The organism is Sorangium sp. So ce1014, from assembly GCF_051521505.1.
Classification (GTDB): Bacteria; Myxococcota_A; Polyangia; order Polyangiales; family Polyangiaceae; genus Sorangium.
On sequence record NZ_CP150356.1, the window covers coordinates 2,275,737 to 2,289,212 of the forward strand.

The 13,476-nt window shown below is 72.7% G+C and carries 13 protein-coding genes; 8 read left to right on the top strand and 5 right to left on the bottom strand.

Translation table 11 applies throughout. The features are described from left to right. Positions 1-35: 35 nt before the first annotated feature. From ftsA to dnaJ, 3 genes are all read left to right on the top strand, one after another. Positions 36-1,358, top strand: coding sequence for a cell division protein FtsA (gene ftsA / locus WME75_RS08675; protein ID WP_437488393.1), 1,323 nt, complete (start codon positions 36-38; stop codon positions 1,356-1,358). A gap of 245 nt (positions 1,359-1,603) precedes the next feature. Next, positions 1,604-2,872 carry a cell division protein FtsZ gene (ftsZ, locus tag WME75_RS08680; protein ID WP_437488396.1) on the top strand — a complete coding sequence of 423 codons (1,269 nt, stop codon included), beginning with the start codon at positions 1,604-1,606 and terminating at the stop codon, positions 2,870-2,872. A gap of 151 nt (positions 2,873-3,023) precedes the next feature. Continuing rightward, on the top strand, positions 3,024-4,109 hold the full coding sequence (gene dnaJ / locus WME75_RS08685) for a molecular chaperone DnaJ (protein ID WP_437488399.1): 1,086 nt from the start codon (positions 3,024-3,026) through the stop codon (positions 4,107-4,109). A 156-nt stretch (positions 4,110-4,265) separates the two neighbouring features. Here the strand turns inward: dnaJ and WME75_RS08690 are convergent, their stop codons facing one another. The 5 genes from WME75_RS08690 to WME75_RS08710 all read right to left on the bottom strand — a co-directional run bounded on the left by WME75_RS08690 (position 4,266) and on the right by WME75_RS08710 (position 9,263). Continuing rightward, on the bottom strand, positions 4,266-5,432 hold the full coding sequence (locus WME75_RS08690) for a PrsW family intramembrane metalloprotease (protein WP_437488401.1): 1,167 nt from the start codon (positions 5,430-5,432) through the stop codon (positions 4,266-4,268). A gap of 39 nt (positions 5,433-5,471) precedes the next feature. Next, positions 5,472-6,353 (bottom strand): hypothetical protein, encoded by an 882-nt coding sequence (locus WME75_RS08695; RefSeq protein WP_437488404.1) that lies wholly within the window; start codon positions 6,351-6,353, stop codon positions 5,472-5,474. Continuing rightward, positions 6,350-6,622 (bottom strand): DNA gyrase inhibitor YacG, encoded by a 273-nt coding sequence (locus tag WME75_RS08700; RefSeq protein WP_437488407.1) that lies wholly within the window; start codon positions 6,620-6,622, stop codon positions 6,350-6,352. Before WME75_RS08700 ends, WME75_RS08695 begins: the two co-directional genes overlap by 4 nt. A gap of 48 nt (positions 6,623-6,670) precedes the next feature. Continuing rightward, positions 6,671-8,098 carry a trypsin-like peptidase domain-containing protein gene (locus WME75_RS08705; RefSeq protein WP_437488410.1) on the bottom strand — a complete coding sequence of 476 codons (1,428 nt, stop codon included), beginning with the start codon at positions 8,096-8,098 and terminating at the stop codon, positions 6,671-6,673. Positions 8,099-8,294: 196 nt separating this feature from the next. Next, on the bottom strand, positions 8,295-9,263 hold the full coding sequence (locus WME75_RS08710; protein WP_437488412.1) for a hypothetical protein: 969 nt from the start codon (positions 9,261-9,263) through the stop codon (positions 8,295-8,297). A gap of 125 nt (positions 9,264-9,388) precedes the next feature. On the opposite strand from WME75_RS08710, the gene tsaB reads away from it, so the two are divergent. From tsaB to recO, 5 genes are all read left to right on the top strand, one after another. Further along, positions 9,389-10,210 (top strand): tRNA (adenosine(37)-N6)-threonylcarbamoyltransferase complex dimerization subunit type 1 TsaB, encoded by an 822-nt coding sequence (gene tsaB / locus WME75_RS08715; RefSeq protein ID WP_437488415.1) that lies wholly within the window; start codon positions 9,389-9,391, stop codon positions 10,208-10,210. Then, positions 10,207-11,052, top strand: coding sequence for a Crp/Fnr family transcriptional regulator (locus WME75_RS08720; RefSeq protein WP_437488418.1), 846 nt, complete (start codon positions 10,207-10,209; stop codon positions 11,050-11,052). Before tsaB ends, WME75_RS08720 begins: the two co-directional genes overlap by 4 nt. Before the next feature lie 234 nt (positions 11,053-11,286). Beyond that, positions 11,287-12,144 (top strand): tetratricopeptide repeat protein, encoded by an 858-nt coding sequence (locus tag WME75_RS08725; RefSeq protein ID WP_437488421.1) that lies wholly within the window; start codon positions 11,287-11,289, stop codon positions 12,142-12,144. 108 nt (positions 12,145-12,252) lie between these two features. Next, positions 12,253-12,687, top strand: a complete 435-nt coding sequence (locus WME75_RS08730) for a helix-turn-helix domain-containing protein (protein WP_437488424.1) — start codon at positions 12,253-12,255, stop codon at positions 12,685-12,687. Between the two features lie 69 nt (positions 12,688-12,756). Further along, a complete protein-coding gene (gene recO / locus WME75_RS08735) occupies positions 12,757-13,476 on the top strand; it encodes a DNA repair protein RecO (RefSeq protein ID WP_437488426.1) in 720 nt (239 codons plus the stop codon).

The following is a 13,476-nucleotide window of genomic DNA, read 5'->3' on the forward strand; positions in this document are numbered from 1 at the left end:
CATGGGGCTCGTCCCCGCATGAGGTGGTGCACGCAATGAAGAGCCGGATGGAGACTACTGAGATCGTCGTCGGCCTGGACATCGGGACGACCAAGGTTTCGGCGGTCGTGGGCGAGATCGACGCGGATGGGATCACCATCCTCGGGGTGGGCAACGTCCCGTGCCGCGGCCTGCGAAAGGGCGTCGTGAGCAACATCGACTGGACGGTCCGTTCGATCGCCGAGGCGATCGAGGCCGCGCAGACGATGGCGGGTGTCGAGATCCGCACCGTCTATGCCGGCGTCGCGGGCAGCCACATCCGCTGCCAGCAGTCCGACGGCGTCGCTGCGATCTCCGGCGGCGAGGTCACCCGGCTCGACGTCGAGCGGGTCCTCGAGGGCGCGCGGGCCATCCCGGTCGACGCCGATCGCCAGATCATGCACGTCTTGCCGCGCGAGTTCATGGTCGACAACCAGGACGGCATCCGCGATCCGGTCGGCATGAGCGGCGTCCGGCTCGGGGTCAAGGTGAACCTCATCACCGCCGCGACCTCGTGCGTGCAGAACGTCGTCCGCTGCGCGGAGCGCTGCGGCCTCACCGTGGCCGACGTCGTGCTGGAGCCGCTGGCCAGCGCCGAGGCGGTGCTCTCCGAGGACGAGAAGGAGATCGGCGTCGCCATCATCGACATCGGCGGCGGCACGACCGACCTGCTCCTCTACGTGGACGGCGGCATCGCGCACGCCAGCGTGATCCCGGCGGGCGGCAACAACGTGACCGCGGACATCGCCGCCGGGCTTCGCACGCCGATGGGCGAGGCCGAGCGCCTGAAGCGCAACGCCGGCTGCGCCCTCGGCCGCATGGTCGGCGACGAGGAGGAGATCGAGGTCCCCGGCGTCGGCGGGCACCTGCCGCGCAAGGCGTCGCGCCGCGTCCTGTCGGACATCATCGAGCCGCGCGTCGAGGAGATCTTCGCCGTCATCCGCAAGCGGATCGAGGACACCGGGATGCTGGAGCAGCTCTCGGCCGGCGCGGTGCTCACCGGCGGCGGCGTCCTGATGGAAGGCATGACGGAGTTCGCCGAGGAGATCCTCGGGATGCCGGTGCGCCTCGGCGTGCCGGTCGGCGTGCGGGGTATCACGCAGCTCGTGGCCGGCCCGCAGTACGCGACCGGCGTGGGCCTCGTCCAGTACGGCGCCAACGCGCTCGCGCAGGCGCGCGCGCTCGCGCCGGTGAAGCTCGAGGTCGGCCACGCCGGCCGCGCGGAGAGCCGCCGCGAGAAGCTCCGAGAGCGCGAGTCGCGCCGTGAAGTCATCGAAGAAATGTCGATTGAAAAGAGGTCGAGCGGAAGGTTCTGGAACTGGCTCCGAGCAGCATTCTAGGCATGACGTAGCAAGAGAAAGTTGTTAGAGAATTGGGTTTGAGAGGGTCGGAGAACGCACCGGCGTTCCCTCTTGAAATCTAAGTCAAGAGGGTTTGAGAAAACGGTGTTCGAAGGGGAAGAGGCGCCCCTCGGAACGCCGTCCGGAGCGAGGACGTCCTCGCGCATTAGGGTTCCGTGCCGCTCGACCACCGCGAGGGTCGGCGCCGGGCCGAGCGGCTAGCTGTACATCCCCGGGAGGAGTTCATGAGTTTCTCCATCGAGTTTGCCGACGAACACACCGGGTACGACGCCCGGATCAAGGTCATCGGTTGTGGCGGTTCTGGCGGCAATGCAGTCAACACGATGATCAACTTCGGCCTCGAGGGCGTGGAGTTCATCGTCGTCAACACGGACGCACAGGCGCTTGGCGCGAGCCTGGCTCCGACCAAGCTCCACATCGGGGCGAGCGTCACGCGGGGGCTCGGCGCGGGCGCCGATCCCGAGAAGGGGCGCAAGGCGGCGCTCGAGGACGTGACCCGCGTCAAGGAGTGCATCCAGGGCGCAGACATGGTGTTCGTCACCGCGGGGATGGGCGGCGGTACCGGCACGGGCGCCGCGCCGGTCATCGCGCAGCTCGCGCGCGAGGAGGGCTGCCTCACCGTCGGCGTCGTGACGAAGCCGTTCTTCTTCGAGGGCAAGCAGCGCTCGCGCCGCGCCGAGCTCGGCCTCGCGATGCTCACGGAGCACGTCGACACGCTGATCACGATCCCGAACCAGAAGCTCCTCTCGCTGGGCGACGAGGACCTCTCGTTCGTCGAGGCGTTCCGCAAGGCGGATGAGGTCCTCTACCAGGCGATCAAGGGCATCAGCGATCTCATCACGCAGAACGGGATCGTGAACGTCGACTTCGCGGACGTGAAGACGGTCATGTCCAACATGGGCCGCGCGCTCATGGGCACCGGCTGCGCGAAGGGTCAGGGCCGCGCACGGCTCGCCGCCGAGATGGCGGTCAGCTCGCCGCTGCTCGACGACATCTCGGTCGAGGGCGCGACGGGCGTGCTCATCAACATCGTCGGCGGCCCCGACATGCGGATGCGCGAGATCGAGGAGGCCGCGACGCTCGTGCAGGAGCAGGCGCACGAGGACGCGAACATCATCTTCGGCGCGACGATCGACGAGAACATGGGCGAGATGATCAAGGTCACGGTCATCGCGACCGGCTTCGATCACCTCGTCGCCGAGGTCCCCCAGCAGTACGCGAGCGCCGCGCAGCCCCGCTCCACCGCGCACTCCATCGGCGCGTCGCTCGCCGCGGCGGCCGGGCCGATGTCGGCCCGCTCCGCCCCGAGCGCTCCTCCCATGACGCAGCGCCAGCCGCACCGTCATGAAGAGGTCGCGTACCCGACCACCCGCCGGCCCGCGCCGCAGGTGCAGTCGGCGGGCGGCGGCGGCGGCCCGCGCGACCGCGCGAGCTTCGTCCCGCCGCTCGACTCCGACTGGGACACGCCCGCGTTCCAGCGCCGCGGCCAGTAGCAGCGCCGCGGTCTGCACGGAGGACCTCGCGACGCACAGCCCATCAGGGCGTTCACGCTGTATTACGCGTTGACAGGCGCAGGCGAGGACTTATGGTCTGCCGGCGCCTATGCCCCCTGTCGGGCAGGATCGACGCGGCGGTCCACGATTCATGAGTGAAAAGCGCGACTTCTACGAAGTTCTTGGCCTCGCGCGAGACGCGACGCCTGACGACATTCGCAAGGCCTATCGTCAGGCTGCGTTGAAGTATCACCCGGACCGAAATCCCGGCGATGCATCGGCGGAGTCTCGGTTCAAAGAGGCCACCGAGGCGTACCAGGTCCTCTCCGACGAGGAGAAGCGCGGGCGGTACGACCAGTTCGGGCACGCCGGCCTCGAGGGGATGGGCGGCGGGGCCGACAGCGACATCTTCTCCCACTTCCAGGACATCTTCTCGGAGTTCTTCGGCGGCTTCGGCGGCGGGCAGCGCCGGCGGCGCGGGCCGGCGCGCGGCCAGGACATCCGGGTTCAGCAGCGGCTCTCGCTGCGCGACGCCCTGCTCGGCTGCAAGCGGGAGGTCGTCCTTCGCACGCCGGTGGCGTGCGAGGAGTGCTCCGGCTCGGGCGCGAAGCCGGGGACCAAGCGCAAGCCGTGCGGTACGTGCGGCGGCGCCGGTCAGGTCTCGACCTCGCGCGGCTTCGTGATGTTCACCCAGACCTGCCCCGAGTGCTCGGGCGAGGGGTCGGTCATCAAGACGCCGTGCGCCATCTGCAAGGGGTTCGGTGCCGTCGAGAAGACGCGGAAGGTCGTGGTGAACTTCCCGGCCGGCATCGACGGCGGCCAGCGGCTGCGGGTGCCCGGTCAGGGCATGCCGGGCGCCCAGGGCGCGCCGCCCGGCGATCTGTACGTCGACGTCGATCTCGCCGCGGACGAGCGCTTCGAGCGTGACGGCCTCGACCTCATCACGCGGGTGCCCATCCCCTTCGTCGACGCGGCGCTCGGCAGCACGGTCAAGATCGACCTGCCGGACGACACCGCGGTCGACGTCGAGATCCCGGCGGGCGTCCAGCCCGGCGAGGTGATCTCGGTCAAGGGCAAGGGAGCGCCCCGGATCGACGGCCGCGGCCGCGGCACGCTCCAGGTGCTCATCCAGGTCGAGGTGCCGCGGAACCTCTCGCCCGCGGCGCAGGAGCTGCTCCGCAGGTTCCAGGACGAGGTAGCGAAGAACCAGCCGGCGGCGAAGGCGGCGACCGCGTAGCGCAGGTCGCGCGAGGACCGGTCCGCGCCAGGCGGACCGCCGGGGGCGGGGGAGAGCGCCAGGGGAGACGCGGTCAGGGCCGCGCGCATCTTGCCGCAATGCGGCGGCCCGGCGTCTTGCAGGAGCTCGGGCGCGCGGCGCGAGAGCGCACCGGGCTCAGCGCGTCGTGCCGATCCAGGCGCCCGCGCAGGCGAGGCTGAAGGCGATGGGGGCGACCGCGGTCGCGAACACGACGGCGACGGGCGCTGCGAGGCCGAGCAGCACCAGGGTGCCCAGGATGGCGAGCGCCGCGGAGGCGGCCGGCTCGAGGAGGCTGCTCGTCGACGAGGCCCGGGCGACGAGGTAGCCGGCGAAGGGGAAGGCCGCGATCGCCCCCGCGACGAGCAGCAGGAGCGGCGCTGCCGCGGCGGTCGTGGCGTCGCCCCGATCCACCGCCGCGAAATCGACGCCGAAGCGGTGGCCGAGCGCGATCGCGAGGGCGAGCGTGGTCGTCATGACCCCGACCGTGACGAGCGCGCCGAAGGCGATCCAGGTGAGCGTCACCGGTCGCTCCGTGCGCCTCAGCGCCTCGCGCATCGTTCCGAGCGACGGCGGCGCGATGTGCGGAAGGAAGCGGCGCTCCCTGCGCTGCGAGCTGTGGGGCAACGCGCTCCGGCGGAGCAGGTCGCGCGCGGCGAGGAAGGTCACGGAGCCGATGCCGAGGAGCATCGGCGCCGCGAGGAAGAGCGCGACCGGGCGGCACGCGAAGACGATGTAGTCGTAGGCGCCGTTGAGCAGCATCGCGCCGAGCCACGCGGCGTTGAAGCGACGCCCGCCCAGCGGCCGCTTGCGCTCGCGACCCAGCGCGTAGCCCCAGAGCGAGGCGAAGGAGAGGTGCGCCGGCACGGCGAGCAGGGCCCGCACGATGTCGATCGACGAGAGGGGCCGGCCCCACAGGTACACGGCGTTGTGGGCCGACACGAACCCGAGCGCCGCGGCAGCCGCGTAGACGAGCCCATCGAAGGGCTCGTCCACGGCGCGCAGCCGCGCGATCGGCGCGACAGCCGCCACCTTCAGCCCCTGCTCCAGCGGCGCCGCGACCACGAAGAGGTAGACGAGCGTCACGGCATCGAGCGTGCTGGCGTTCTTGTCGAGGCCTTGCCAGCGCTGGAGGAAGCTCTCGATCAGCAGCGCCGGAACGAACGCGAGCGCGCCGAGCAGCGCGGTCCCCACCACGAACCGGCGCCTGCCATAGAGGCGCCGTGACCCGAGGAGGAGCGCGGCGAGCCCTCCGACCGGCGCGGCGACGGTGGCGAGCCAGAGGAGCACGGAGACGGCGTTCATGGCGCGGGGGGCGAGGCGGCGGAGCCGGCTTCGCGGCGGCTAGAAGTGGAGCCCGGCGACGGCGGTCAGGGCGAGCGCCGAGCCCACGCTGGAGCCCTCGGCCGCCAGCAGATCGGCCTTGGCCTGCTGCGGAGTCGTGGCGGCCTCGCCCTTGATCCGGTCGATCTCCGCCGACGAGAGGCCCGGCCTGGTCAGCGCCAGGAGCTCCCAGCTCGCGCTCGCGCCGATCGAGAAGACCGGCGACAGGTAGAGGTCGAGCCCACCGGAGATCCTCCCGTAGAAGCCGCGGATCGCGATGGCGTCGGCCGCGCCGCTCACCGCGCTCTTGAAGCTGCCCAGGCCGGCGTAGCCGAAGCCCAGATCGACGTGCGGGTCGAGCCGGCCGAGCGGGAGGTGCATGCCGATCTCGCCGCCGGCGCTGAAGAGCTGCCAGTCGCTGAAGAACCCGACCCGCCCGCGCGCGCCCAGCGTGAAGTACAGGAGCCGGACGCCGACACCGGCGCCGAGGACGCCGCCGTTCGCCGAGCTCGAGATGAACCCGGCCGTGAGCTCGTCCTCGTCGATGTTGAACGTCTGGAGGCCGACGTTCTCGTAGCCTCCCTCGACGTTCAACCAGACGATCTCGAGACCTCGTCCTGAGTCCTCCCTCTTTGCCTCGTCGAGGCGCCGCTCCGTGCCGCCGTCGGGCGACACGGGCTCCGGCTCGGGCATCGTCATCGGAGGGGGCGGCGCAAGGCCTCCGGCCTGCATCGACGGATCGTACGGGTTCGGCTGCGCGGGGGCGGCACCGGCGGGCGAGGCGGCGCTGGCACCGCTCGGCGACGTCCCCGGCGCCGGCTGGCCCTGCTGCGCCGCGGCGGTGGACGCGGCGGCGGCTGACGTGAGCACCGTGAGCAGGCAAAGCGCGCGGCGAGCGATCATTCGTCCTCTTCCTGGATATTGCCGTCGAGCCCGCCTGTCCGTCCCATCGACTCCAGCGCCTCGGCATCTTCTGTCGAGGAAACGGGTGGGCCCGGCACCCGGTAGCCGCCGTCGAGCCAGCGGCCGAGGTCCACCAGCTTGCACTGGGCCGAGCAGAACGGAAAGGCCGGGTTCTCGGGCCTGGGCCCCGCCGGCTTGCGGCAAATCGGGCACATCGCGCCTGCCGAAGCTCCCATGCGGCGTACCGTAGCAGCGTCCAGCGCGGGCATGTAGCCCGCCTCGGCGCGGCGGACCGACCTCGCCGGAGCGGCGCTCGCTCAGCGCGCCGGGACAGCGAGGTACCGGGTCGCTCCGTTGCGCCGCACCCGGAGCAGCAGATCCTGGCGCCTGACCGCGCGCAGGCGCGCGGTCAGATCGGTCCCGTCCCGCACCGGCGCGCCGTTCAGGTCGAGCACCACGTCGCCGACCTCGAGGTGGCCGGCCGCCGGGCTTTGCGGCGCGATCGACTCGATGCGCGCTCCTTCGAGCGCGTCGCCCGCCAGCACGCCGAGCGGCGGCTCCTCGGCGTCCCCGTGGGCGCGGTCGTCCGGCACGCGCCGGCTCGGCCACGCATCGTGCCGGGCCGACCGCTCGAGCTTCACCGTGGCGCGCCGGTCCGCGCCGTCGCGCTTGTAGGTGAGCTTCACCTCGTCTCCGGGCTTGGTGCGCCGGAGCGCGCGCGCGAGCTCGCGGGCGTGATCGACGCGGCGCCCCTCGACCGACGTGATCACGTCGCCGGGCTTGAAGCCCAGGCGCGACCCGGGGCTCTCCGGCTCGACCTCGGTGATCAGCGCGCCCATCCGGACGGGCAGCCGGAGCACCCGCGCGAGCTGCGAGGACACCTCCTGGAAGCTGATCCCGATTCGCCCGCGGTCCACGCGGCCGGTCTCCCGCAGCTCGGGGAGGATCTCCAGGACCTCGTCGATCGGCACGGCGAAGCTGATGCCGCGGCCGCCTTCGTGGATCGCCGTCGCGATGCCGATCACCTGTCCCGCCGCGTTGAAGAGCGGCCCGCCGCTGTTGCCGGGGTTGATGGCGGCGTCGGTCTGAAGGAAGCCGTCGAGGCTCCCCGCGCCCATCGGCCTCGACGTCGCGCTGATGATGCCCCGGGTCACCGTCGGTCCGAGCCCGAACGGGTTGCCGATCACGATGACGTCGTCGCCAAGCCGGATCGGCGCGCTCGATCCGAGGGACGCGACGCGCAGCGACCCCGCCCCGCGCAGCTTCAGCAGCGCCACGTCGAGCATCGGATCGCGCCCGACCACCGTCGCCTCGAAGGCGCGCTCGTCCGAGAGCTGCACCTCGATGCCGAACGCGTCGCCGACCACGTGATCGCTCGTCAGCACGAGCCCCTCCGTGGCGATCACGAACCCCGATCCGATCGCCCGCTCCACCCGCGGCACGCCGCCGCCGAAGGGGTAGATGGGCGTCGCGCGCCCGCCCGGCAGCGAGGTCGCTCGCAGGGTGGCGACGGTCACCACCACGGGCCGCGCGCGCTCGATCAGCGCAGGCAGGGTCATCGTGGCGCCGGCCGCCGGCGGCGCGGGCGGCGCCTCCTCGCGCGGGATCGAGCACGGCGCGCTCGCCTCCTCGCGCGGCGCAGCCGGGGGTACGAGCGCGGCCGCCCGGTTGTCGCAGGCAGCGAGCGGCGCCGCGCCGAGCCACCCGACACAACACGCCCATGCGGCAGCGCGGAGCCGTCCCACGCGCCGCACGTAGAGCTTCGACGGCGGACCGCAAGGAGCGCCAGGACCACGCGCTGAAGGGCGCCCCGCGCGCAGGCGGGCGCCCCGCGCGCAGGCGGGCGCCCCGCGCGCAGGCGGGCGCCCCGCGCGCAGGCGGGCGCCCCGCGCGCAGGCGGGCGACGCGGCGACCTGGCCTGGACAGGGCGGCGCGGCGCGCTCAGCCGGGAGGCGCGCCTCGCGCGGCCTCCGTGCGCACCACCTGGACGACGACCTCCACAAGGCGGCCGCCGGGCTGAGCGAACGACGCCTTGCCGCGGCCGTCTTCGAAGCGCCACGCCAGATCGGCCGGCGCGCCTGTCTCGCCGTGATCCGCGCCGGCGCGGATCACGGCGCTGACCTCCAGCGTCTGCTTCCCGGCCGTCACGGCGCCGCGGCCCACGGCGAACGTCCCGCGGCCGAGCAGCGCGACCGTCCGCTTCGCCAGGTTGCCGAGGTGCCGCGCGGGCGGCTCTTCCCCCTCTGGACGCCACGACGCGATGTGCCCGGTCTCGTCGATGTCGATCACGAAGCGCGCCTTGCCGGCGCTCCCCAGCGGCAGCGTTGCCCAGATCGGGTCCGCCTGGCACGCAGGGGGAATGGCCCGCGTGAAAGCGCGCCCGAGGTTGCGCACCGCGCTGGCGCCGGCCGCCCCGAAGTCGCCCTGGCCGGCCTCGCCCGCGCCGTCGCTCGTCCGCGGGGTGGCGGAGCGCGCCGTGTCGCCGGCGGTCTCGTTCGCCGCCGGCTCCCGGCGCTCGTCTGCGGGCCGAGGCGCTGCCCTGGGTCGAGGCCCCGTCTTCGGCCGAGGCGCCGCCTGGACGCGCGGCGCGGCCGTCGCGGGCGGCGGCGCCGGCTCGCCGCCCGCTGCGTGGCGCTCCGCGGGCGCTGGAGCCCGCGTGGCGTCTGCGGGAGCGTGCGCCGCCGGGGCGCTCTCCGGTCCGGTGCGAGCGTCGACCGGGGGCGTCGAACCCCCGCTGCCTGGCAGCGCAGCGGTGGTCCCGGTCCAGAGATCGATGGGCTCGCGCTCCGCCGTGGGCACGGCGGAATCGCTCTCTGGCGTCTCCGGCGACGGCCGCGCGGACCCCCACGCGCCCAGGTGGACGAGCGCCGATACGAGGAGCGCCGGCAGCATCGCTCGTTGATCGCGCATCGGCTCGCACTCCGCGCCTGGGCCCGGTCGAAGGGCCGCGACTCCCAGCACCTCGCTGAAGCTCGTTGCCCGTGGCCCGTGGTTCTGCCAGACAGCATCGCGTCTGCAACGTTCCCGAGCGCGCCTTGAAGCTCCTCGCCCTCTCGACATCGACCCCGCGCGGCAGCGTCGCGCTCCTGGATGCAGCGGACCTGGACGGTTCCGCCGAGGCGGCCGCGCCTCGAGGCGGCGCCCTCTCCGGCGGTGAGCGCGCGGCGGCGTCGGGCGCAGGCGCACGCCTGCTCGCCGCGGCGACGTACGCTGACCTGCACGGGCACGCGGAGCGCATCTTCGGCGCCATCGACGAGGTGCTCGCCGCGGCAGGCATCCCGGCCTCCGCGATCGAGGCGCTCGGCTGCGACGTGGGGCCCGGCTCGTTCACCGGGGTCCGTGTGGCGGTGGCGGCGGCCAAGGGCGTCGCGCTGGCGCTCGATGTCCCGGTCGCTGGCGTCACGTCGCTCGAGGCGATGGCCGCCGCCGCCTTCGCCGGAGGCGCGGCGGCCCCCGGCGACCTGCTGGTCCCGCTGATCGACGCCAAGAAGGGGGAGGTCTTCCTCGCCGCCTTCGACCGGCCCGCAGGCGCGCCGGAGATGTCGCCGCGACACCTGCCGCGCGACGCGGCCTTCGACGCGGTGGCATCGCTCGCCGCGGGGCGCCGGATCGTCGTCGTCGGCGCGGTCGCTGCGGAGATCGAGGCGCTCCGGCCGCTCGCCGCCCGGGGCGAGGCGCTCGATTTCCCCGACGCCGCATTCATCGGGCGCCTTGCGATCGACCGGCTTCGGGCCGCCGCTGCGGGCGGAGAGCGCGGGCGAGCGGCCGCCGAGCACGACCCGGCGCTCCTCGAGCCGCTCTATGTGCGTGCGCCGGACGCGAAGCCAGCCGAGCTGGGATACACTGCGCCCCGATGACCAGCTCGTCTGAAGGGGACGGCGTCGCACCCGACGCGGAGGGCGAGGCCTCGGGCCCCGGCGACGCGGAGCGCGCGCCGCTGCCCGCCGCCGCGGCGCCTGCGCGTCCTCGCTCCAGCCCTTCTGCAGCGCTCGATGCGCCCGACGAGCTCGCCGCCCACGGGGAGCCGGTGGGCTCGGGGCCTGATCTCGAGCGGCTCCGCGCTCGGTTCGGCCGCCCGTTCGAGGCGGGCGACGTCATCTTCCGCGAGGGCGAGCCCGGGACCGAGGCGTATCTCCTGGAGGAGGGGCGGATCCGGCTCATCAAGAAGGTCCGCGGCGCCGAGCGCAGCCTGATGGTCCTGAAGCCCGGCGACCTGTTCGGCGAGTCCGCGCTCCTCGGCGGCGCGGCGCGCTGGTCGACGGCGATCGCGCTGTCCCGCGGCGTCGCGCTCGCGCTCGATCACGGCACGCTGCAGAACCTCGTCGAGCGCAACCCGGCCGTCGCCCTGCGCATCATCAAGCAGCTCGTGGGTCGGCTCCGCGACGCGGAGGACCAGATCGAGATCATGATGCTCAACGACACGCAATCGAAGGTGGTGAACGCGCTGCTCAAGCTCGCGCAGCAGTCGCGCGCCGCGAGCGGCACCTCCTCGAACGGCGCCTCGTTCGCGATCTCGCCGATGGAGCTGTCGACCCGCGTCGGTCTCGACGTGGATACCGTGAAGCGCGCGGTGCAGCAGCTCCGCGAGGGCCAGTACCTGCGCGTCGCCGACGAGCGCCTCGAGATCCCCGACATCGATGCGCTGCGGCGACTGTTCAGCCTACTCGGCGTCAAGGACGAGATCCGTGGCGAACAGTGACGGCCAGGAATGGCCTGCTCCGTCATCCTAAGTCGACCTGACATCTGCTGGAAGCGGAATCGCGATCACGAGGACGCGCCGCGTCTTCAGGGCAGATTCGCGGGTTGACGTGACCAGCGGCCTGGTTTACTCAGGGGTCCCCGCAGGGCAGTCGACCTCCCGCCCTGACGTGTTGCCGCGCTGCGGCGTTGCTCAGCAGCGGATTCAAGATCGCACATGACATCGCAGCGACACATGACAGCAGCGACCCGCGCGGGGTGCATCCGCGGCGCGGCTGTCATCTCGTCGCTCTGCTCTCTGTTGTCGGTTGCGCCGGTTGCGCCGGTTGCGTCGTTCACGCTTGCGGCGTGCGGCGGTGCGCAGCCTGCGGCGCAGGCGGACGAGACGCGGTCGATCGCGGAGTATGATCTCGCGCGCGATGCGTTCCAGCACGGCCGCCTGCGCGAGGCGCTCGCGCACATCGAGCAGGCGCTCGCGCTCGACGAGGACAACGCGGAGGCGGCCTATCTGGGCGCCCTGCTCCTGCTCGGCTTCTGCGCGGGCGACGCTCAGTCGAGCGACTGCCGCTTCGACAGCGCCGAGAAGATGGCGCGGCGGGCCCTCGAGGCGAACCCCGAGATGCGGGACGCGAAGAACGCGCTGGGGGTCATCCTCGTGCACCAGCGGCGCTACGACGAGGCGATCACGGTGCTCAAGCCGCTCACCGAGGACATCCTGTACGCCTCGCCGGAGAAATCGTGGGGCAACCTGGGCTGGGCGTACCTGCTCAAGGGCAGCAATGACGAGGCGATCGACGCGCTACGCCGCGCCGTCGCGGCGCAGCCGCTCTTCTGCGTTGGGCAGTACCGGCTCGGCCTCGCCTATGAGAAGCGGGGCGAGCTCGATCTGGCGCGCGAAGCGTTCACCAGGGCGGTCGAGACCGACCAGCCGGAGTGCCGGCGGCTGCAGGACGCGTTTGACGCGCGCGCCCGTATCGCTGAGAAGAGGGGGCTTGTGGACGACGCGCGCGCCGATCTCGAGCGGTGCCGCGAGATCGATGAGAGGACGGCGGTAGGGCAGCGCTGCGCTGCACAGTTACAGACGTTGCAATAGGCCCTCGGCGCCGCTCTCTCCGAGAAGGATGTCGGGGCGCGATGAGGGGTTGAGCAACGGTTCTCGGGGTGAGTAGAGTGACGACCGAATGACGATGGGTGGAATGGGATGGAGTCGATCGGACGCTACCTGAGACGCACGCGTGAGGCCCGAGCCATGAGCGTGGAGGAGGTCGCCCGCGCCACGCGCATCCCCGTGATCTCCATCGAACGGATCGAGGCAGATCACTTCGATGACCTGCCTGGCGAGGTGTTCGTTCGCGGGTTCCTGAAGGCGTATGCCCGCGCCGTCTCGCTCCCGATGGAGGAGGTGCTGGCCCGGTACACGGCGAGCCGCCGGATCGCGCTTGTGACGCCGCTGCCGATCGCAGCGCCCGCGCGCCGCACCCAGAGCAGGCGGTTCGGGGTCGCGATCGCGTTCGTGTTGCTGCTCATCCTGTTCACGCTGGCGCTCAGCATCGTGCTTCGACCCCGCGGCCATGACATGCCGCCGGAGCTGTCGGAGGGCACCCTCTCGCGGGCTCGTAACGCCCTCTCGACCTGAGGGCCAAATTTTCGCCGCGCGCTCGCCGCGGCTCGCGCTGCAACCCGCTGTCCCCGTCCATCACCTGCCATGCCCCGATCCGTTCGCCCGCGGACGGAGCGGCTCCGTACCGAGGCGCTCCTGGTCCGGCGTGTCCCCTTCGGTGAAGCCGATCTCCTGGTCGGGCTCTTCACCGAGCAGGGCGGGCTCCTCTCTGCCACCGCGCGCGGCGCGCGCCGCTCGACGAAGCGCTTCCCGGCGCTCGAGCCGATGCACCTGCTCCGCGTGACCCTGGAGATCCGCCCCGGCGCCGAGCTGGCGCAGCTCACCGAGGCCGGGATCGAGCGCCCGCGCCTGCGGCTCGCGGGGGATCTCGGGCGCCTCGAGGTGGCCGGGCGGGCGCTGCGCTGGGTGCGCGAGATCGCGCCGCCGCACACCGCCGAGCGCGCGGCGTGGCACGAGCTGAACCAGCTCCTCGACCGCCTCGACGAGGTGTCCCCGGCGCCTCCGCAGGCGCTGCTGGCGGAGACCGGCCTGCGCCTGCTGACCGCCTTCGGCTGGGGTCTCGAGCTCGCGCAGTGCGTCCGGTGCGGGCGCGCTTGCGACGCGACGCAGTCCGCCCGGGTCGACCCGGCGCGCGGCGGCCTCGTGTGCCGGGCGTGCGGCGGCGGCCCTCTCTTGCTGCGCCCGGAGCCGCGGGAGCGCCTGCTCGCGGCGATGCTCGGCGGTACCCCGATCCCGGACGAGGACGTCCCGATCGCGCTCGATCTGGTGGAGGGCGCGCTCACCGCGCACGCGAGCGGCGGCTAG